The sequence below is a fragment of the Halorubrum distributum JCM 13561 genome, from assembly GCF_000337395.1.
In the GTDB taxonomy this organism is placed as follows: Archaea; Halobacteriota; Halobacteria; order Halobacteriales; family Haloferacaceae; genus Halorubrum; species Halorubrum distributum.
Genome location: NZ_AOJF01000047.1, coordinates 1 through 19,062 on the forward strand (window position 1 = coordinate 1; position 19,062 = coordinate 19,062).

The 19,062-nt window shown below is 70.3% G+C and carries 21 protein-coding genes; 13 read left to right on the plus strand and 8 right to left on the minus strand.

The features are described from left to right. From C470_RS11205 to C470_RS11230, 6 genes are all read left to right on the plus strand, one after another. Nucleotides 1-1,128, plus strand: a 1,128-nt coding sequence (locus C470_RS11205) for a mechanosensitive ion channel family protein (protein WP_008367306.1), incomplete at its 5' end; no start/stop codon positions are given. Beyond that, complete coding sequence (locus tag C470_RS11210; protein WP_008367307.1) at nucleotides 1,125-1,757, plus strand: HemK2/MTQ2 family protein methyltransferase; 633 nt, start codon at nucleotides 1,125-1,127, stop codon at nucleotides 1,755-1,757. The genes C470_RS11205 and C470_RS11210, both read left to right, overlap by 4 nt. Before the next feature lie 63 nt (nucleotides 1,758-1,820). Further along, nucleotides 1,821-2,837: a hypothetical protein gene (locus C470_RS11215; protein ID WP_008367308.1), complete on the plus strand. Its 1,017-nt coding sequence runs from the start codon at nucleotides 1,821-1,823 to the stop codon at nucleotides 2,835-2,837. Next, nucleotides 2,837-3,910 (plus strand): methionine synthase, encoded by a 1,074-nt coding sequence (locus C470_RS11220; protein ID WP_008367309.1) that lies wholly within the window; start codon nucleotides 2,837-2,839, stop codon nucleotides 3,908-3,910. The genes C470_RS11215 and C470_RS11220 overlap by 1 nt, the downstream gene beginning before the upstream one ends. 96 nt (nucleotides 3,911-4,006) lie before the next feature. Continuing rightward, nucleotides 4,007-4,222 carry a hypothetical protein gene (locus tag C470_RS11225; RefSeq protein WP_008367310.1) on the plus strand — a complete coding sequence of 72 codons (216 nt, stop codon included), beginning with the start codon at nucleotides 4,007-4,009 and terminating at the stop codon, nucleotides 4,220-4,222. Nucleotides 4,223-4,356: 134 nt separating this feature from the next. Continuing rightward, a complete protein-coding gene (locus C470_RS11230; RefSeq protein ID WP_008367311.1) occupies nucleotides 4,357-5,106 on the plus strand; it encodes a sugar phosphate isomerase/epimerase family protein in 750 nt (249 codons plus the stop codon). A 9-nt stretch (nucleotides 5,107-5,115) separates the two neighbouring features. Here C470_RS11230 and C470_RS11235 read toward each other — a convergent pair whose 3' ends face one another. The 3 genes from C470_RS11235 to C470_RS11245 all read right to left on the minus strand — a co-directional run bounded on the left by C470_RS11235 (nucleotide 5,116) and on the right by C470_RS11245 (nucleotide 8,452). Next, nucleotides 5,116-5,964, minus strand: a complete 849-nt coding sequence (locus C470_RS11235) for a DUF7547 family protein (RefSeq protein ID WP_008367312.1) — start codon at nucleotides 5,962-5,964, stop codon at nucleotides 5,116-5,118. A gap of 49 nt (nucleotides 5,965-6,013) precedes the next feature. After that, nucleotides 6,014-7,258, minus strand: coding sequence for a GNAT family N-acetyltransferase (locus C470_RS11240; RefSeq protein ID WP_008367313.1), 1,245 nt, complete (start codon nucleotides 7,256-7,258; stop codon nucleotides 6,014-6,016). A gap of 93 nt (nucleotides 7,259-7,351) precedes the next feature. Then, the gene (locus tag C470_RS11245; RefSeq protein ID WP_008367315.1) at nucleotides 7,352-8,452 is read right to left on the minus strand and encodes an NADH:flavin oxidoreductase/NADH oxidase; all 1,101 of its coding nucleotides are present in this window, start codon (nucleotides 8,450-8,452) and stop codon (nucleotides 7,352-7,354) included. Between the two features lie 113 nt (nucleotides 8,453-8,565). Here C470_RS11245 and C470_RS16145 point away from each other — a divergent pair, with 113 nt between their 5' ends. After that, nucleotides 8,566-8,733, plus strand: coding sequence for a DUF7331 family protein (locus C470_RS16145; RefSeq protein WP_004597126.1), 168 nt, complete (start codon nucleotides 8,566-8,568; stop codon nucleotides 8,731-8,733). Between the two features lie 68 nt (nucleotides 8,734-8,801). Here C470_RS16145 and C470_RS11250 read toward each other — a convergent pair whose 3' ends face one another. The 5 genes from C470_RS11250 to tbsP form a co-directional block, all read right to left on the minus strand. After that, complete coding sequence (locus C470_RS11250) at nucleotides 8,802-9,395, minus strand: response regulator (protein ID WP_049908706.1); 594 nt, start codon at nucleotides 9,393-9,395, stop codon at nucleotides 8,802-8,804. Nucleotides 9,396-9,630: 235 nt separating this feature from the next. Beyond that, nucleotides 9,631-10,908, minus strand: a complete 1,278-nt coding sequence (locus C470_RS11255; RefSeq protein WP_004597124.1) for an aminotransferase class V-fold PLP-dependent enzyme — start codon at nucleotides 10,906-10,908, stop codon at nucleotides 9,631-9,633. A 175-nt stretch (nucleotides 10,909-11,083) separates the two neighbouring features. After that, on the minus strand, nucleotides 11,084-11,422 hold the full coding sequence (locus C470_RS11260; RefSeq protein ID WP_008367321.1) for a cupin domain-containing protein: 339 nt from the start codon (nucleotides 11,420-11,422) through the stop codon (nucleotides 11,084-11,086). Between the two features lie 99 nt (nucleotides 11,423-11,521). Further along, nucleotides 11,522-13,213 (minus strand): YcaO-like family protein, encoded by a 1,692-nt coding sequence (locus C470_RS11265; protein WP_008367323.1) that lies wholly within the window; start codon nucleotides 13,211-13,213, stop codon nucleotides 11,522-11,524. Between the two features lie 106 nt (nucleotides 13,214-13,319). Next, nucleotides 13,320-14,141: a transcriptional regulator TbsP gene (tbsP, locus tag C470_RS11270; protein ID WP_004597121.1), complete on the minus strand. Its 822-nt coding sequence runs from the start codon at nucleotides 14,139-14,141 to the stop codon at nucleotides 13,320-13,322. A 332-nt stretch (nucleotides 14,142-14,473) separates the two neighbouring features. Here tbsP and glyA point away from each other — a divergent pair, with 332 nt between their 5' ends. From glyA to C470_RS15945, 6 genes are all read left to right on the plus strand, one after another. After that, nucleotides 14,474-15,721, plus strand: a complete 1,248-nt coding sequence (gene glyA, locus C470_RS11275) for a serine hydroxymethyltransferase (protein ID WP_008367324.1) — start codon at nucleotides 14,474-14,476, stop codon at nucleotides 15,719-15,721. A 74-nt stretch (nucleotides 15,722-15,795) separates the two neighbouring features. Then, nucleotides 15,796-16,206 carry a DUF3054 domain-containing protein gene (locus C470_RS11280; RefSeq protein WP_004597119.1) on the plus strand — a complete coding sequence of 137 codons (411 nt, stop codon included), beginning with the start codon at nucleotides 15,796-15,798 and terminating at the stop codon, nucleotides 16,204-16,206. 184 nt (nucleotides 16,207-16,390) lie between these two features. Next, nucleotides 16,391-16,660 carry a hypothetical protein gene (locus tag C470_RS11285; RefSeq protein ID WP_004597118.1) on the plus strand — a complete coding sequence of 90 codons (270 nt, stop codon included), beginning with the start codon at nucleotides 16,391-16,393 and terminating at the stop codon, nucleotides 16,658-16,660. Between the two features lie 100 nt (nucleotides 16,661-16,760). After that, the gene (locus C470_RS11290; protein WP_008367326.1) at nucleotides 16,761-17,762 is read left to right on the plus strand and encodes an ornithine cyclodeaminase family protein; all 1,002 of its coding nucleotides are present in this window, start codon (nucleotides 16,761-16,763) and stop codon (nucleotides 17,760-17,762) included. Nucleotides 17,763-17,819: 57 nt separating this feature from the next. Next, nucleotides 17,820-18,329, plus strand: a complete 510-nt coding sequence (locus tag C470_RS11295) for a metallophosphoesterase (RefSeq protein WP_008367328.1) — start codon at nucleotides 17,820-17,822, stop codon at nucleotides 18,327-18,329. 285 nt (nucleotides 18,330-18,614) lie between these two features. Beyond that, entirely contained in the window at nucleotides 18,615-18,788 is a 174-nt protein-coding gene (locus C470_RS15945) for a hypothetical protein (protein WP_160162944.1), read from the plus strand. Nucleotides 18,789-19,062 lie beyond the last annotated feature (274 nt).

Consider the following 19,062-nt stretch of genomic DNA (forward strand, 5'->3'; position numbering starts at 1 on the left):
GGGATCGTCGCCGCCGTGGTGACGGTCCGGTTCCTGACGGGGCGGCTGAAGCACGGTGACAGGGACCTCACCTCCACGCAGCGACTCCTGTTGTCGGCGACGGTCGGCGTCGCGACCGCGGTCGGCGCCCTCACGCTGATCGCGGTGTGGGACCGGAGCGGCGCCCTGTTCAAGGCCGCGCAGTCGGCGCTGACCGCCAACCAGGTGTCGAACGTCGTCCTCGCCGTGATCCTCCTCGCGATCGCGTACGCGCTCACGGACTTCCTCGGGGGCGTCATCCGCGAGATCGGCGCCGAGAGCGCGTCGATCTCCCAACACCAACAGGAGGTGATCCTGCGGATCACGCAGCTGACCGTCTACACGTCGGCGATACTCGCGGTCGTCGGGCTGTTCACCGAGAACGTCGGCAGCCTCCTCGTCGGCGCGGGGTTCCTCGGGATCGTGGTCGGGATGGCGGCCCGGCAGACGCTCGGCGCGATCCTCGCGGGGTTCGTGCTGATGTTCTCGCGACCGTTCGAGGTCGGCGACTGGGTGGAGATCGGCGACCACGAGGGAACGGTGACGGAGATCTCGATCATGAGCACCCGGATCCGGTCGTTCGACGGCGAGGTGATCACGATGCCGAACGACGACGTCCGCTCGGGGTCGATCGTCGACCGCTCGCGGCGGAACCGGCTGCGGATCGAAGTCGAGGTCGGCGTCGACTACGACACCGACGTCGAACGCGCGGCCGCGGTCGTCGAGGCGGCGGCCGCCGACGTCGAGGACGTCGCCGAGATGCCCGAGCCGAACGCCGTGACGAAGCGCTTCGACGACTCGGCGGTCGTGTTGGGGCTCCGCTACTGGATCCGGAACCCGAGCATGCGGAAGCGCTGGCGGACCCAGACCGCCGCGATGAACGCGATGAAGGACGCGCTCGAAGACGAGGGGATCGTCATCCCGTTCCCGCAGCAGACGCTCTCCGCCCGCGCAGAGGGCGCTTCCGGGCCGCAGCTGGACGCTTCGGTCGAGGGGCGCGCGGCGACGCGAGACGGGTCCGCGTCCGCGGGCGACGGCGGCTCGGAAGACGCGGACGACGGAGGCTCTGTGAGTCCGAGCGACGGGGGCTCGGAGGGCGACGGCCGATGACCGGCGGCGGGGGCGAGCGCGACGCCGCGAGCGACCGCGGCGGCGACCTCGCCGCGCTTCGCGGCGCCGACGACGCCACGGTCTACCAGCCCGCCGAGGACTCCGGGCTGCTCGCGGAGGCGGCGATCGAAGAGGCGCACGGGCGCGTGCTGGAGGTCGGCACGGGATCCGGGTGGGTCGCCGAGCGGATCGCCGACGAGCGCGGCCTCGACGTGGTCGGCAGCGACCGCAACCCGCACGCGGCGCGGCAGGCACGGGCGCGCGGCGTTGAGGCCGCCGTCGCCGACCTGCTCGATCCGTTCCGCGCGGACGCGTTCGACGCGGTGTGTTTCAACCCGCCGTACCTGCCGACCGACCCCGACAACGAGTGGGACGACTGGATGGAACACGCGCTCTCGGGCGGCGAGTCGGGCCGCGAGCTCATCGAGCCGTTCCTCGCGGACGTGGGGCGCGTGCTCGCGCCGGACGGGGTCGTTCTCCTCTTGGTCTCCTCGCTCACCGGGTACGACGAGGTGCTCGAGCTGGTCGAGGACGCGGGGTTCGACCACGAGCCGGTCGTCGAGGAGTCGTTCCCGTTCGAGACGCTCACGGTGCTGGCGCTGCGGCGAGCGTCGCGCTCGACCGCTTAAAATAACTCAAAAGCATATTACACATTAGCAAATATTATACGACGGTATATCTAACGGACGGTGATGACCGAACGTGTCGCGGCGACGCCGGGGCTGTATCCGCTCCCGGACCGGGCGAAAGAGACGCTCTCCGACCTGAAGGGCCACCAGAAGGGTGACCTCCTGAGCGGCGACGAGAGCGAGGCGATCGCGGCGGAGTACGACGAGGTGCGCGCCGAGTACGTCGGCCACCAGCTCGACGCCGGCCTCGATCTGATCTCCGAGGGACAGGGCCGCTGGGACGACATGATCGCGCACCCGCTCACGGTCCACGACGCCGTCGAGACAGGCGGGATCGTGCGGTACTACGACAACAACAACTTCTACCGCGACCCGCGCGTCGTCGACGACCTCGGCTCCTCCGGCGACGTGGCCGGCGAGCTGTCCGACGCGGCCGACCTGCTCGCGGACGCCGACGGCGCCGCCGACGCGTCGCTCGCGGCGACGCTCCCCGGGCCGTACTCGCTCGCGGACCTCGCGACCGACGAGCACTACGGCGACGAGGCCGAGTTTCAGGCGGCGATCGCCGAGTTCCTCGCCGGCGAGGTCGAAGCGTTCCCGGCCCACGAGACGCTGTTCCTCCTCGAGCCGTCGCTCGTCACGAACCCGCCCGCCGAGGGCGACGAGTCGAGCGCGACGGACGCGATCGCGACGGTCGCCGACGCGACCGACGCCGACGTGGTCGTCCAGACGTTCTACGGCGCGCTCGGCGAGAAGCTGTACGCGCACCTCGTCGACGAGGCGGGCGCGGACGCGCTCGGGCTTGACCTCGTCGCCGGCGATCGCGACGACACCGTCTACAACGTTCAGGAGTTCGGCTCGACCGACTCGCTGTCGCTCGGGCTCGTCGACGGGCAGAACACGCTCGTCGAGGACGCGGAGACGGTCGCGGAGCGCGTCGAGTGGTTCGAGGAGCAGATCCCGCTCGAGGGGTTCGACCGGACCTACCTCACGCCGAACACCGAGCTGTTCTACCTGCCGACGAACAAGTACCGCGAGAAGCTGAACGCGCTCGCCGCCGCCGCGGAGGTGCTCGACTGATGGTCAGAAACCCCGAAGCCAACCGCGACCAGTTCCGCCCGCACGACCACCCGAACGACGCGTTCCTGCTGACGACCGTCGTCGGCTCCTACCCGAAGCCGAAGTGGCTCAACCGGGCCGACGAGCTGGTCGACGACCCCGACTCGAAGTTCGACGCGTCCGACCTCGAGGAGGCCCACGACGACGCCTGCCGGCTCATCACGCACGAGCACGAGCGTGCCGGCCTCGACACCGTCGTCGACGGCGAGATGCGCCGCAACGAGATGGTGGAGTTCTTCGCCGACCGCATCGACGGCTACGAGTTCAACGGCCCCGTGAAGGTGTGGGGCCACAACTACTTCGACAAGCCCAGCGTGGTCGAGGAGGTCGCGTACGACGAGCCGTGGCTCGTCGACGAGTTCGAGTTCACCTCGAACGTCGCCGAGCGCCCCGTCAAGGTGCCGATCACGGGGCCGTACACGCTCGGCTTCTGGGCGTTCAACGAGGCGTACCCCTCCACCGAGGAGCTCGTCTACGACCTCGCGGACCTCGTCAACGAGGAGGTCGAGAAGCTCGTCGAGGCGGGCGCGCGCTACATCCAGATCGACGAGCCCGCGCTCGCGACGACCCCGGAGGACCACGCCATCGTCGGCGAGGCGCTCGAACGCATCGCCGCGGGTATCCCCGAGGAGGTCCGCATCGGCCTCCACGTCTGTTACGGCGACTACTCGCGGATCTACCCCGAGATCAACGACTACCCGATCGACGAGTTCGACGTGGAACTGTGCAACGGCGACTTCGAGCAGATCCCGACGTTCACCGACCCCGAGTTCGAGCCCGACCTCGCGCTCGGCGTCGTCGACGCGCACACCGCCGAGGTCGAGTCGGTCGAAGAGATCAAGGAGAACATCCGCCAAGGCCTCCGCGTCGTCCCGCCGGAGAAGCTCACGATCTCCCCCGACTGCGGGCTGAAGCTCCTCCCCCGCGACGTCGCGTACGGCAAGACCGAGAACATGGTGACCGCGGTCCGCGAGGTCGAGGCCGAGATCGATTCCGGCGAGATCGACCTCGATAACCCACTCGCTGACGACTGACACGGCGCCGTCGAACCACTCTTCGTGAGCTCGCCGCTCTCAGTCCAGCGGAACATCCGGATTGCGTCCGAACGTTTACTACGGCGGGCACACTCGATGTCCATCGTGAGTCGCGTTCGGTTGCTAGAGAGCCCCCTCGTTCGATGGGCGATCGCCGCTCTCTATCTCGGGACGTCGCTGTTCTTACTGATCGTGGTCGGTGACCTGCCGAAGCCGGATCAGATCGCGGTGACGATCACCTGTGTGATCGGGTTCTTGGTGGTCCCGATAGCGCTGAATGGGTACGTGAATTCGGCGCCGGAAGAGCACTGACGGACCCGAGACGGTGTCGCTGCGCTGCGCGCGCCCCGACGAACCCGTTCTGAGCCCGGGACCAACGGGGAATCCCGACGCGGCACCGCCGAGCCGGCGACACCATTTATGCGATCGCCGCACCCACCGCCGACATGGACATCGGCGTGACCGTCGGCGACGACCTCGACCGCCTCGCGGCGTCGCCGGCGCGGTTCGACTTCTGCGAACTCGGCGTCGGCGAGCCGACGCTCGTCCCGGGCGAGATCGACCCCGACCGCCTGACGGACGCGCTCGCCGGCCGCGACCTGCTCGTCCACCTCCCGTACAGCCAGCGGCTGGCGACGTACGTCCCGGAGGTGAACGACGCCATCGTCGACTACCAGCGACAACTTTTAAATGCGGCCGGCGACCTCGGCGCGGAGAAGGCGGTCCTCCACGCCACCTCCGCCGACCGCGACGACGTGAACTTCCGGGAGACCGCCGGCGAGCAGCTCCGCCGGGTCGCGGACGCCGGCCGCGAGGCGGGCGTCGAGGTCGTCGTGGAGAACGTCGGCCACCAGCACGCGGGGCTCCAGCTCTCCGTCCTCGGCGACCTCGCTCGCGAGACGGACACGCCGGTCTGCTTCGACGTCGGGCACGCGTACATGGAAGGCGGAAACAAGGCGATCAAGCGGTTCCTCCGGAGCCACGGGGACCGGGTCTCACACCTCCACTGTCACGACGTCCGCCGCCGCGGCGACACGCACCTCCCGGTGGGCGCCGGCGAGGTCGACTACGACCTCGTCGAGTCCGAGCTCGCCGACTTCGACGGAACGGTCGCGCTGGAGGTGTTCACCGACGACGAGACGCTCCTCCTCGATTCGGCCGAGCGCGTCGCCGACCGGCTCGGGGCATCGTTTTAAAAGTGTGACTCAGTTCGGCCGGTCGTCAGAGTCGTCGCCGTCCGCGCCGTCCGCGCCGTCCGGGTTCCTCTCCTCGTCCACGGCGCCTTCCGCGTCGTCGTCCTCGACGGGAGCGTTCTCGCCAGCGTCCGGTTCGACCTCGTCGCCGTCGATCTGGCGCTTTATCGACTCCAGCTCGGACTCGACGTCGACCTCCGGCGGGTCGTCGGCGTCCTCGGCCGCCTCGCCCTCGGACGCGGCGTCCTCGGCGTCCTCGTCGGGATCGGTCACGTGAATCTGAACCGGGTCGGTGTCGTCGTCTCGGTCGGCGCCTCCCTCGTTCCGCGGTGGGTTCTCGTCACTCCGGCTCTCGTCGCGGTCCCGCCCGAGCCGCCGGTCTCGCGCCGCGTCCGCCTCCCGTCGCCCCTCGTCGATCCGGGACTCGATCTCCGCGGTGAGGTCGCGCGCGTCGGCGATGATCGAGCGCGAGGCGGCCTCTTCGGGGAGGTCGGCCTCCGAGAGCGCGGTCCGGAGCTCCGAGAGCGACCGCGAGAGCCCGGCGGTCGCGCCGTCGCGGACGTCCGCGAGGCGGTCGCCGGCGCCCTCCGCGCCCTCGGCGACGCTCCGGCCGGGGTCCGCGAGCCGGAGGGTGCCCTGAAGCAGTTCGAGCGACTTGATCGTCGTCTCCAGGAGGGCGATTATCGTCGGGATGGTGTACTGCTCGGTGAACCGCACGAGCTCCGAGAGCCGGGGCGGCCGCGGGGGCCCGCGGCGGTCGCGCTCGGTCTCCCGGAGGTCGGCGCGGAGCTCGCCCAGCACGTCTTCGAGCTCGTCGAGCCGCTCCTCGAGGTCGTCGTCGCGTGGGTCGCGGGAACTCATGCCGCGTCGTAGGCGGTCCGCGGATAAAAAGCCCGGCAGCGCAGCTGACTCAGAACCCTTCGCGCAGAAAGGTCCGCCGCGGCGGGAACAGGGCGGCGAGGTCGGCCGCGAGCCCGTCGGGCGCGCCGTCGGCGAGGTCGAGCGCGGCGTGCGCCCGGAGGTCGTCGACGTCGCGGTAGCCGGCGTACAGCTGCGAGAGCGCGCCGATACCGGCGCTCACGTCGGCATCGACCGAGCCGGAGACGTCGGGGTCGACCCGTTCGGCGTCGACTTCGCCGTCCGCGACGGCCACCCGGACCGGTCGCTCGTGCCAGTCGACGAGGGAGTCGTCGACCGCGAGCGCGAACGCCGTCTCGAGGTCGGGGTCCGGATCGAGCGCGGCCAGCGCGGCGGGCACGTCGACCAGTCGGAACATCGGGCCGGCGCGGACCTCCTCCGTCACCTCGCGCGGGTCGTCCACGCGGTCGAGGAGGCTCACGTCCGCGGGGAGCCGGAGCCGGACGCGCTCGGCCTGCGAGTCGTGGTCTCGGCAGAACCGAAACACCAGGTCCCAGTCGGCGGGGTCGGCGACGGCGGCGTCGGAGACGACCATTGCCCGCCCGTCGCCGTCGTCACGCTCCTCGAACGTGTACGACAGGAGCGCCTGGAGGTCGCCGTCGCGCTCGAAGCCGTAGACGTACGGGTCCGTCTTCCACCCGCGGAGGGTGCGCTCCCGCCACCACGGCTCCGTGCGGGCCAGCGTGAAGTCGTAGCGCTCCGCGGTCGCGGCCAGCAGGTCGGCGGCCGCGTCGTAGTCGTCCTCGTCGAGTCGGCGGAACTCGCCCGCCTCGTCGCCCCTGTCGCTCGCTTCGGCCGCGAACGCCAGCTGCTCGGGGGGCGTCTTCACCCAGCGGTACCGGTTCACGGTCGCCCAGCCGTAGCGCCGGTAGAACGGGTGCTCGAAGGGCCACAACACGGAGAAGCGCACGCCGTCGCCGCGGTACTCCGTTACCGACTCGCGGAGGAGCCGCTCGATGTGGCCCTCCCGCCGGTGTTCGGGCGGCGAAGCGACCGCGGAGAGGCCGGCGGCGTCCCGGTCGCGCCCGCGGATCCGGAGCGTGAAGTCGTGGTGGCCGCACACCGCCACCGGCTCGTCGCCGTCGAACAGGCCCCGGTAGTCCGCGAGGTGCTCGCGGTCGTCGTCGTCTTCCTCGGGGTCGTACGGCCCGTCCTCCGGCGAGAAGGCGTAGCGCATGAACGCGCTGAACTCGTCGTCGCGCTCCTCGGGGAAGGGCCGGTAGTCGAGGTCGCCCATACGCCGACGGCGCCCGCGAGCCCGATAAACCTTCCCGGCGCCTGCGTGTGGTTCTCAACCTCGCGGCGCCGGCGGTCGGCCGGGCGACCCGTCTCAGTCGTAGCGCCCGCGGCGGTACTGGACCGGCCACTCGGCCTCTTCGCCGAGCTCGTGGGCGGCCTCCAGCGGCCAGTAGGGGTGTCGGAGCATCTCGCGGCCGAGCGCGACGAGGTCCGCCCGCTCGTTTCGGACCAGCGCGTCGGCGTGGGTCGGTTCCGTGATCCCGCCGACCGCGGCGACGGGCACGTCGGCCCCCTCGCGGATCGCCTCGGCGTAGGGCACTTGGTACCCCGGGCCCGCGCTCGGGATCTCCTGGTCCGGGTGGATCCCGCCCCCCGAGACGTCGATCAGGTCGGCGCCGGCCTCGGCGAGGAGGGGCGCCAGCCGCACCGAGTCGTCCACGTCCCACGAGTCGCGGTCGGGGAGCCAGTCCGTCGCGGAGATGCGGACGAAGACGGGCTTCCCGTCGGGCCAGACCTCGCGGACGGCCTCGACGACCTCGCGCAGGAGCCGGGTGCGGTCCTCGAAGCTCCCGCCGTACTCGTCGTCGCGGTCGTTGGTGACCGGCGAGAGGAACTGGTGGAGCAGGTAGCCGTGGGCCGCGTGGACCTCGGCGACCTCGAAGCCGACGTCGTGCGCGCGCTCCGCCGCGGCCGCGAACGCGTCGATCACCTCGTCGATCCCGTCGCCGTCGAGCCGGCGGGTGTCGGCCAGCTCGCTCTGGTCGACGTTCGGGTGGGGGTACGGCTCGTCGGTCGCGGAGACGGCCTCCCAGCCCGCCGGCTCGTCGGCGGGGATCGGACCGCTCCCCTCCGCCGGCGGCCGGTGGGAGGCCTTCCGGCCGGCGTGAGCCAGCTGGATCCCGGGCTTCGCGCCCTGTGAGCGGACGAAATCGACGATCGGTTCGATCGCCTCGGCGTGGTCGTCCGACCAGATCCCGAGGCAGTTCGGCGTGATGCGGCCGCGGTCCTCGACGGCGGTCGCCTCCGTCATCACGACCCCCGCGCCGCCGGCGGCGCGGGCGCCGAGGTGGACGCGGTGCCAGTCGTTCGCCAGCCCGTCCTCGGCGGAGTACTGGCACATCGGCGAGAGCATCACGCGGTTTCGGACCTCGGTGTCGCGAAGCGTGAGCGGCGTGAACAGCGTGTCGGTCACGGATCGCCGAACGGCCGCCGCGACGTAAGTCCCACCGATCCCCCGCGCGGATCGCCGCCTGTGGTTTAGGCCGACCGAAATCTATAACACCGACGGACTCCGAGGGAGTCGTAATGACAACGGGAGACCGGATCGAGCGGGACGCCGAACCGGCGGCCGACGAGCGGCCGACCGTCGCCGCGACCCGCTGTTCGCAGGACCGGACCGTCTTCGCCGAACAGGGCAACACCGACGCGTGGATCGCGACCGACCTCACGGTCGATCTCGATCTCGAACGATAACGCGAAAATCCTCAGACCCCGCTGACGCCGCCCCCTCCACCTCTCCGCGTTCGCCGTTCAGCGGCGCTTCACTCCTCGGAGCGCAGCGTCTCTCCCGGCGTCCCGGATGCGCGCGGCGACGACGCGGATCCCGCGTTCGTCTCCGCCCCGCGCTCTCGCCGCTCGTCGACGAGCGCGCGGATCCGGTCTACGATCGCGTCGAACCGACCGCGGTCGGCCCCCTTCTCGAAGTAGGCGTCCGCGCCGGCGCCGAACGCCGCCGCCTCGCGCTCCTCGCTCGGACACGTGGTGTGGAAGACGATGGGAAGTCCCCGGCCCGCCTCGCGCAGCCGTTCGGTGAGGGCGACGCCGTCGCCGTCGGGGAGCCGCTGTTCGGTCACGACGCAGTCGACCGGGACGCGCTCCCCGCCGACCCCGACGCCCGTCTCGACCGCGTCGAGCGCGTCCGCGAAGCGGCCCACGGAGCGGACCTGGAATCGGTCGGTGAGCCGCGCCGCGAACGCCTCCAAAAGCTCCGCGGAGCGCCCGTCGGGCTCGACTTGGAGAACGGTTATCGGCGCGTGGCGCGCCTCCGCGGCTCCGGCTGTGGTCGGTTCTGATCGATCGGCGGCTGCGTTCGTGTCCGCGCGTGCGTCTGACGGCGGGGATGTGTGTTCGGTCATGCGTTGTGGCGGCGAGCGACGACTCGGCGAGGAGCGACTTACTACAACGGTGGTAACTTTCTTCGAAGAATAATTTCATCGCCGACGACATAATAATACCGCGATCACCGTTGTCACGGCGCTCAGACGCGATTATTCGGTGGTATTACCGCGAAACCACCGGACGAAAGTGGGGCCGGCGGGCGGTCGCGCGAACGCTCCGCGAGCGCGGCGAAGGTCCCCGAAACGGAGCCGCTCAGGCGAACAGGTCGCGCGCCTCGCGGACCGCGTCGACGAGGGCGTCGACCTCCTCGACGGTGTTGTAGAAGTAGAAAGAGGCGCGCGCCGAGGCGGCGACGCCCATCTCGTCGTGGAGGGGTTGTGTGCAGTGGTCGCCGGCGCGGATCGCGACGCCGTAGTCGTTGAGGATGCTGGAGAGGTCGTGGGCGTGGACGCCCTCGACGTTGAACGCGACGAGGCCGCCGCGGTCGTCGCCGGGCGGGCCGTAGATCTCGACGCCGCCGAGCGCCTCCAGTTCGTCGTAGGCGTACTCGGCCAACAGATCCTCGTGGGCCTCGATCCGATCCATCCCGACCTCTTCGAGGTACTCGATCGCGGCCGCGAAGCCGATCCCCTGCGCGATGGAGGGCGTCCCGGCCTCGAACTTCCACGGCAGGTCCTCCCAGGTGGAGTCCTCGAAGGAGACGCGACGGATCATGTCGCCGCCGTAGAGGTACGGTTGCATCCCCTCTAAGATCTCCTCGCGGGCGTAGAGGGCGCCGATGCCGGTCGGACCGCACATCTTGTGGCCGGAGAAGGCGAGGAAGTCGACGTCCAGTTCCCCGACGTCGACCGGGCGCGTCGGCACCGACTGCGCGGCGTCGGCGAAGATGTAGGCGTCGTGATCGTGCGCCATGTCGGCCAGCTCGCGGATCGGGTTCACGGTGCCGAGCGTGTTCGACACGTGGACGATCGACACCATCTCGGTGTCGTCGTCGACCAGCTCGGCGGCGTGGTCCATGTCGAGCCGCCCCTCGTCGGTGACGTCGATGAAGCGCACGTCGGCGCCCGTCCGCTTGCCGATCTGCTGCCAGGTGACGAGCGACGCGTGGTGCTCCATCTCGGAGAGGACGACGTTGTCGCCGGGACCGAGCTCCTCGAGCCCCCAGGCGTACGCGACGAGGTTCATCGCCTCCGTCGTGTTCTTCGTGAACACGATCTCCTCGCGCCCCGCGGCGCCGACGAAGTCGGCGACCGCGTCGTGGGCCTCCTCGTAGGCGACCGACGCCTCCTGGCTCAGCTGGTGGATCCCGCGGTGGACGTTCGAGTTGTAGCTCCGGTAGTAGTCCGAGATGGCGTCGACGACCGGGTCGGGCGTGTGCGAGGTCGCCGCGTTGTCGAGGTAGACGAGGGGGGTGTCGTCTCCCTCGCCCTCCCCGGCCGTCTCCGGGTCCCCGCCGACCTTCCGATCGAGGATCGGGAAGTCGGCGCGGAGCGCCTCCACGTCGAACGGGTACTGTTCTTGGACTCCCATTACCCGTTATCGGGCCCCGAGCACTAACACACCTTCGGTCCGGTACGTCTTGCCCGTATCGCTGACGCGCGGGATCGCGCGCTTCGCGGCGGTTCGCGCCCGAAATCGACCCGTGCTCGAGGCGCGCTCGACCCGCGCTCGACCCCCACTCGACCCGGCCCGGACCGCTCCCCGCCTACTCCTGCCAGTCCGGGTTCGCGCGCGGCGGCGAGAAGATGTCGAAGCCGACGACCGGCTCGTCGGTGCGGTTCTCGGCGGCGTGCGGCTCGCCGCCGGGGATCGCGTAGGTGTCGTCGGGGCCGACGACGCGCTCCTCGCCGCCGGCGACGAACGTCAGCCTCCCGGCCGTGATCACGCCGATCTGCTCGTGCGGGTGCTCGTGTTCGGGCACCGTCGCGCCCGGTTCGAGCTCGAACCGCTGGATGCTGGTATCCTCGGCGACGGCGCCCTGCGTGAGGAACACGCCGTCGACCGCCTCGACCGCTTCGACGTCCGCGTCGGGTACGACGTCCATACGACCTCCCGCGACCCGGAGGCACCTAAACCCGCGGGCACTGGCAGTCGACGCCGGAGCGAGCAGCCCGACCGGCGGGACGCCGCCCGGGCCGCCCCGTCACGGGAACGGGTGGTACGGCCGGTCGAGCGCGGGATCGAACCCCATCGAGCGCGGCACCTCGCTCGCGCGGTCGCCGAAGAACGGATCGCCGGTGAACAGCGGCTGGGCGTCCGGCACCAGCACGCGGACGGCCTCGAAGCCCAGCGTCGCGAGGTCCCGCGTCGTCACCCGCGCGACGTAGGGGTCGAGCCCGACGCTCTCGACGCGGTCGACGACCGCGGCGAGCTCGTCGGCTCCCGACAGCGCCGGCTCCCCCAGCCCCTCGGCCGAGACGGTCGCGTCCGGGTCGAAGAACGCGGCCGTCTCCGCGGGGCGGTCGGCGTGGTGACCGATCGCCGCGCCCTGCTCGTCGGCCGTCTCACGGCCCATCGAGCGGAGTTCGGTCCAGTTCTGGAGCGCCTCGGCGAGCGCGCTCCGCGCCGCGGCTGTCGGGTCGAGGTCGGCGCCCGACCCGGCGGCGAACCGCGGCCAGTCGCCGTCGCGGCCGACGCCGACCGCGACGACCGGCACGTCGACGTCGGTCGTGACGAGCAGGGAGGTCACCGACAGCGACTCCGCGCGCGCCCGCTTCTCCAGCTCGGCGAACCCGGGATCGTCCACGTCGAGTCCGAGCGGCTCCGTCGTGGAGTACCAGCTGGTCATCGTCGCGTCGCGCTCGATCGTCTCGTAGAGTCCGGAGAGCGCGGCGTCCGGCCCGGAGCTTCCGAGCCCGAGCCCGGTCGTGATCGGCGGGCGATACCGGTTCTCCGGGGGCGGGAAGTGAACGAACTCCGCGGGGAGGCTCGCGGGGTCGCCGGTCCCGAGCCGCTCGCTGCGGACCCACGGGAGCCGGTCGTCGCGGTCGTACGCCTCGGCGCCCTCGGGCCGGACGAACGCGTCCGGCGTGACCGGGTTCGGGACGTTCGCGGCCGGCGCGCGCGTGAAATCCGCCTCGCGGTAGACCCCGGCCGCGTACCGCTCTAACCCCTCGCCGAGCGCCTTCATGAACGCGGCGTCCCAGCCGGCGGCCGCCCCGCCGCCGAAGTCGGCCGCGTCGGCGTCGGAGAACGGGCTCGTGTCCGCGATCCGGGCGACGTAGTACGGCACCGGGAACGACTCCTGTTCGCCGACCTCGCTCAGCGCGCCGAGACGGGGGTCGACGGCGCGCTCCGCGCGACCGATCGCGTCGTCGAGGTCCCGCTCGACGTGCTCGCGCGGGAGCGCGTCGCCGGGGTCGGCGCCGCAGCCGCACCCGGGCGCGGGCAGCAGGGTCCGCTCGCCGCCCGGGACCTCGACGACGGTGTCCGCCACCGGGTCGCCGGCGAGCAGTCGGATCGCCCGTCGCCCGGCCACCGCGCCGGCGTAGCGCACGGCGGAGCGGCGGCCGGTCGGCGCGTCGGCCGGCTCCGCTCCGCCGCTCTCGACGCGGGCGCGCAGGCAGTCGTAGCAGGCGTCGTCGAAGGCCGTCACCGCGGCGTCGAGGTCGGCGAGGGGGACGCCGCCGAGCCCGCCGACCTCGACGGCGATCCAGCGGTCGAGCAGCTCGTTCGCGGTCGCGAACGCCGCCGACCCCGCGGTGTCGACGACGACCGCCAGGTCGAACCCGTCGAGCAGGTCGGCCTCGACGGGCATCGCGTTCACGTCGACGTCGCCGAGCGCGGCCTCTGTCGCCTCCGCCGCGGGCCCGTCGCCGACAAGTCCGATATCCATACCCGGTCGACGCGAGGCGGCGAAAAAAAGCCGCGGGGTCCGCGGCGGGCGGCGGCTCGCTCAGCGGTGCCGCGGCGAGGGTCGGAGCGGGCGTTCGCGAGTGCGCTCAGGCGGGCGTCGCGGCCATCATCTCGGCGGCCTCGGCGGCCAGCTCCGCGGCGTCGACGCCCTCGAGGCGCTCGTCGCCGAGCTTCAGGCGGAGCCGGGGGCGGCCGACGTCGATCGGGACCTTCTCGGTGTCAATGACCCCGAGGTCCTCGAGGCGCGTCTTCGTCCGGGAGAAGGTCGCCTTCGAGGCGATGCCGACGTCCTCGCCCCACTTCGAGATGTCATAGAGGAGCACGTCGTTCTTCGCCGCGACGAGCAGCGAGACGGTCACCTCGTCGAGGTCGGCGCCGCCGTCGCGCTCGGTCGCGTCGAGGACGGCGTCGAAGTCGGCGCGGGCCGCCTCGCCGATCTCCGCCTCCATCGTCTCGCGGACCCGGCTGATCGCCGGCGTGCGGAGCGTGTACGGCTCCGCGTCGTCGAACGCGCCGCGGTGGGAGTCGTACACCTCGTCGACGAACTCGCCGTCGTCGGTCGAGAGCGCGGCGACGCCGTCCCCCGCGGTGACCAGGGCGACGACCCGGGACGGGGAGACGAACAGCGCGTTGTCGACCTCCCCGTCGAGCACCCGGAGGTCCAAGGAGCCGTCGGCGACGAGGTCGGCCGCCCGGGACGCGACGACGAAGTCGTCCATCACGTCCTTGAGCGTGCGCTCGTCGGCGAGCATCGACAGCTCCGGGAGGTCGTCCCGCCCGACCGCGGTCTCGACCAGCGATACGATCGTCTCCGCGGAGGGGTCCACGACGAGCAGCTCGTCGTCGCCCCCGGCGAACGCCGCTTCGAGCGCCGCCTCGACGTCGGCCGCCAGTAAATTCGACACCATTTATCTCTCAGTATCAAGGCCGGTTGCGTATTTAATATTAACGGGGTTATTGGATCGAACAACACGGTTAGAGGGGCTCAAACCTCCGAAAAAGGGGGATGAGCCCTCGCCGATTGGAGGCCTCTCGAAGGGAGCGATCCCGAGGTGGCGACGCAGACGATCCCGAGGTGACGACGCAGACGATCCCGAGGTGACGACGCAGACGATCCCGAGGTGGTGACGCAGACGAGTCCGATGCGGAAGCGGGCGCGGAACCGCACCCTCGGGGTTCGGCCGAAGCGGCTCTCGCCGCCGACGGAAGGATTAATGCGCGGTCGCGCCCGCGTTCGCACATGGACCACGAGCACGTCCGGGAGGTCGACCCGGCGGTCGCCGACGCGCTGGCGGGCGAGCGCGACAGACAGGAGCAGACGCTCGCGATGATCGCGAGCGAGAACCACGTGAGCGAGGCGGTGCTGGAAGCGCAGGGGAGCGTCCTCACCAACAAGTACGCCGAGGGCTACCCCGGGTCGCGCTACTACGCCGGCTGCGAGTACGCCGACGAGGTCGAGGAGCTGGCGATCGAGCGCGCGAAGGAGCTGTGGGGCGCCGACCACGTCAACGTCCAGCCCCACTCCGGCACGCAGGCGAACCAGGCGGTGTACTACTCCGTCCTCGAACCGGGCGACAAGATCCTCTCGCTGAAGCTCAACGACGGCGGCCACCTCTCGCACGGCCACCCCGCGAACTTCACGGGGCAGCTGTACGACGTCGAGCAGTACGAGGTCGACCCCGAGACGGGGTACATCGACTACGAGGGGCTCCGCGAGGTCGCCGAGGAGTTCGACCCCGACATCGTCGTCTCGGGCTACTCCGCGTACCCGCGGGCCGTCGAGTGGGAGCGGATCCAGGCGGCGGCCGACGCGGTCGACGCCTACCACCTCGCGGACATCGCGCACATCACCGGGCTCGTCGCCGCCGGCGTCCACCCGTCGCCGGTCGGCGTCGCCGACTTCGTCACGGGCTCGACCCACAAGACGATCCGCGCCGGCCGCGGCGGGATCGTGATGTGCGACGAGGAGTTCGCGGACGACGTCGACTCGGCGGTCTTCCCCGGCGGGCAGGGCGGCCCGCTGATGCACAACGTCGCCGGCAAGGCGGTCGGCTTCAAGGAGGCGCTCGAGCCCGAGTTCGAGGAGTACGCCCAAAACGTGGTCGACAACGCCGAGGTGCTCGCCGAGACGCTTCAGGAGCACGGCCTCTCCCTGGTCTCCGGCGGGACCGACAACCACCTGGTGCTGGCCGACCTGCGCGACTCGCACCCGGACCTCTCCGGCGGCGACGCGGAGGACGCGCTCGCGGCCGCGAACATCGTCCTCAACGGGAACACGGTCCCCGGCGAGACGCGCTCGCCGTTCGACCCCTCCGGGATCCGCGCGGGCACCGCCGGGCTCACCACCCGCGGCTTCGACGCCGACGCGATCGAGGAGGTCGGCGACCTGATCTACCGCGTCGTCGACGACGTCGACAGCGAGGACGTCATCTACGAGGTCGGCGAGCGCGTCGTCGAGCTCTGCGAGGCGCACCCGCTGTACGAGTAGTGACCCGCGGTCGGCGGCGGTCCGCGTCGACGAGAATCCGTGCGTAAAAGTGGGGGCGGCTCACAGGAGTCGGTATGGACGCTCCGTCGTTTCTCGCCGCCCGCCTCGACCGCGGCGCCGCGCCGCTCGCCGTCGGGGACGTGATCGCGTTGATCCTCCTGTTGACCGTCGGGACGCTCAACCACACCACCGTCGAGTTCCTGACCGCGAACCCGCTGTACCTGCCGGGCGTTTACGCGCCCTTCCTGATCGCGTGGGCCCTGATCGCGCCGCTCGTGGGCGCGTACTCCGCGGGCGCGGCCGAGACGGCGAAGTCGTCGGTGCCGCTCGTCGTCCGGTCGTGGATCCCCGCCGCGGTCCTCGGGCTCGCCCTCCGCGCGTTCGTGTTCCGCGGCGGCGCCGAACTCACCTTCGCGGCCGTCATGCTCGTGACGGGATCGCTCGCGCTCGGCGGCTGGCGGGCGCTCTACTTCCGGCTCCGGTAGCGTTCTCGGCCGATTTCTGGGCTCGAAAGCCGTTTCTTCCACCTTTTGGCGATCTCGGCCCACGTCGACGACACCTCCTTCCGGCTCATAAGTTATGGGTTACATCTGCGTGTTCACGAACGAACCGCCTCCGAACCGCGGAAAAAATTTAATATGGATTTCGACGTTAGTATTCAACGGAAGCATGACTGGATACTACGACTACGTCCTTGGGCTCATCCCGGTAGCGCTGATCGGTGTGACCGCCTCGCTCACGCTGGTCGGGTTGTCCGTAACCTCGGCGCTCCCGTTCGGCGCCGTCGCCGCGGGGACGGTAATGGCTCACGCGATGTTCGTCCGAAATCCAGTCGCCAGCGACGCGCCCTCGGAGCGGTCGTTCGACGGCGACGCCGGCGAGCGCTCCGCGGTCGGGGGCTCGGCGGCGGGCGGTTCCTCCGCGGGCACCGCCGACTGAGCGGCGGCGGGGCGTTCCGCTCGTCGCGCCCCCGGGCCGCCGGCCGCGACCGATCGCCGCGTCCTGTACCGTTTAGTCCCCGCGCCCCGAGTGGGCGGATATGACGGACGCCCTGTTCCTGACGAGTTCCGAGGTCGACGACCTCGCCGAGCCGGCCGACTACGTCGCCGCCGTGCGCGACGCCTACCGGCAGGTCGGCGAGGGAGCGCCCGCCGAGCCGCGGACGAAGCTGTTCAACCGCGAGCCGCCGGGGATGTTCACGACCTACGCCGCCGTCCTCCCGGAGACGGGCGCGATGGGCGGCTACTCCTACTCCGCCGGCTTCGGCGCGGGGGACGCGTGGTTCATGACGCCGCTGTTCGACGCCGAGTCGGGCGCGCCGCTCGCGCTGCTCGACGGCGCGTCGATGAACCCCTTTAAGACGGGTGCCGCCGGGGCGGTCGCAGTCGACGCGCTCGCCCGCGACGACGCGACCGACCTCGCCGTGATCGGCAGCGGCGCGCAGGCGCGCGGGCAGGTCGCGACGACCGCGACGGTCCGCGAGTTCGAGGCCGTCCGCGTCTTCTCGCCGACTCCGGAGAGCCGAGAGTCGTTCGCCGCCGACTTCGACGAGCGCCTCGACGCCGACGTGTCGCCGGTCGAGAACGCGGGCGACGCGCTGGCCGGCGCCGACGTGGTCATCACCGCGACGACCGCGAGCGACCCCGTCGTCGACGACGCCGACGTAGAGCCGGGCACGCACGTCACGGCGATGGGGCAGTACCACCCGGAGAAGAACGAGCTCCCGCCGGAGCTCGTCGCGCGGGCGACGTACGTCCCCGACCTCCGAGCGCGCGCGACGCAGGACGCCGGGTCGTACCTCGCCGCGGTCGCGGCCGGACTGATCCCGGAGGGCGAGGGCATCGCGGCCGACCTCGGCGAGGTCGTCGCGGGCGACCACCCCGGTCGGACGAGCGACGACGAGGTGACCGTCTTCGACTCGGGCGGGACCGGGGTCGAGACGGTCGCGGCCGCGCACATGCTCTACGAGCGCGCGAGCGAGAAGGGACGCGGGCAGACGATCGACTTCGCGCCCGCGAGCGAGGCGCTGACCGGCGAGTAGGCGGACACGCGTCCGGGGCCACCGGAATTCAAGTGCCGCGCCCGCCTCTCCGCGCACATGCTGATCGGCATCGTCTCCGACACGCACGACGACCTAGACGCCGTTGAGGCGGCCGTCTCGCTGTTCGAGCGCGAGGGGGTCGACGCGGTCGTCCACTGCGGCGACTTCGTCGCACCGTTCTCCGTGACGCCGTTCGACGCGGAGTTCGACTTCCACGCCGTGCGCGGGAACAACGACGGCGAGTGGGCGGTCGAGTCGACGGTCGAGGCGTTCGGCGAGTACCACGGCGAGGCCGCCGCGCTCTCGTTCGACGGCGTCGAGGTCGCTGTTACTCACGGCACCAGCGACATTCTCGTCGACGCGCTCGTCGACTGCGGCGACTACGACTACGTGTTCCACGGGCACACCCACGCGCACGGCGTCGAGGAACGCGGCGGGACCGTGCGGGTGAACCCCGGTGGGCTTCCGATTCCGGTCGAGGGTGCGGACGACGCGTTCCGCGTCGCGACGCTGGAGACCGCGGAGTCCGGGGCGGACGCGGTGACGCACCACGTCCTCGACGACTGAGTGCGGATCGGTCGTTCGGTTGCTTATAAAACATCGCCTCCGTTCAAATAGTATTTCTGTGTCAACTTCTGGCCGGACCAGATCTGTCCGAGAAACTCACATATCGATACAGATCACTATCCTACGATATCGCGCCAGAAATTCGTTTAGACGGCCGATTCGGTACGGGATGAGACTCTTGTTCAGCAGCGTTCGTTCAAACCGGCTGATTAGTACGTAGCTGACAACTCTCGTATTGTGTCTATATGAGTAACATTTAATAAGATCCTATTGTCATCTCGTCGCATGCCAGAAACTGGCGCTGAACAATGCCCCAACTGTGGAACACTGAACGAATTCGGCTTGCCTTCTGAAGATGCTCAGGTTGAAAGAGTTATAAGTGCTAATAATAGCAACCACGGCGATAAAGTTATCAAATGCTATGAGTGTAGTGTCCGAATTGGAATTTTCTTCAAATAGATCTGACTGATACCTCTGGTCACCACACCTGCTGTGCTCCCCGGTGAACAGCCGTCTCACGGGAGAGTACATCTGAAGAGGATGTTTTACTAGACGCAAATGACTGCCATCGCTACGGTGGAGATCGGCAAAGTCCCAGCCGCTCGATTATAAACGTCTGCTAGCAGATCGACGGCGAACACCTCCAAAGCCCCAGCCGCGAGGCGACCGTACGCCCGCTGTGCTCCTCGTCACTCGCTTCGCTCGTTCCTGCGGTGCTTGCGTCGCCTACGGG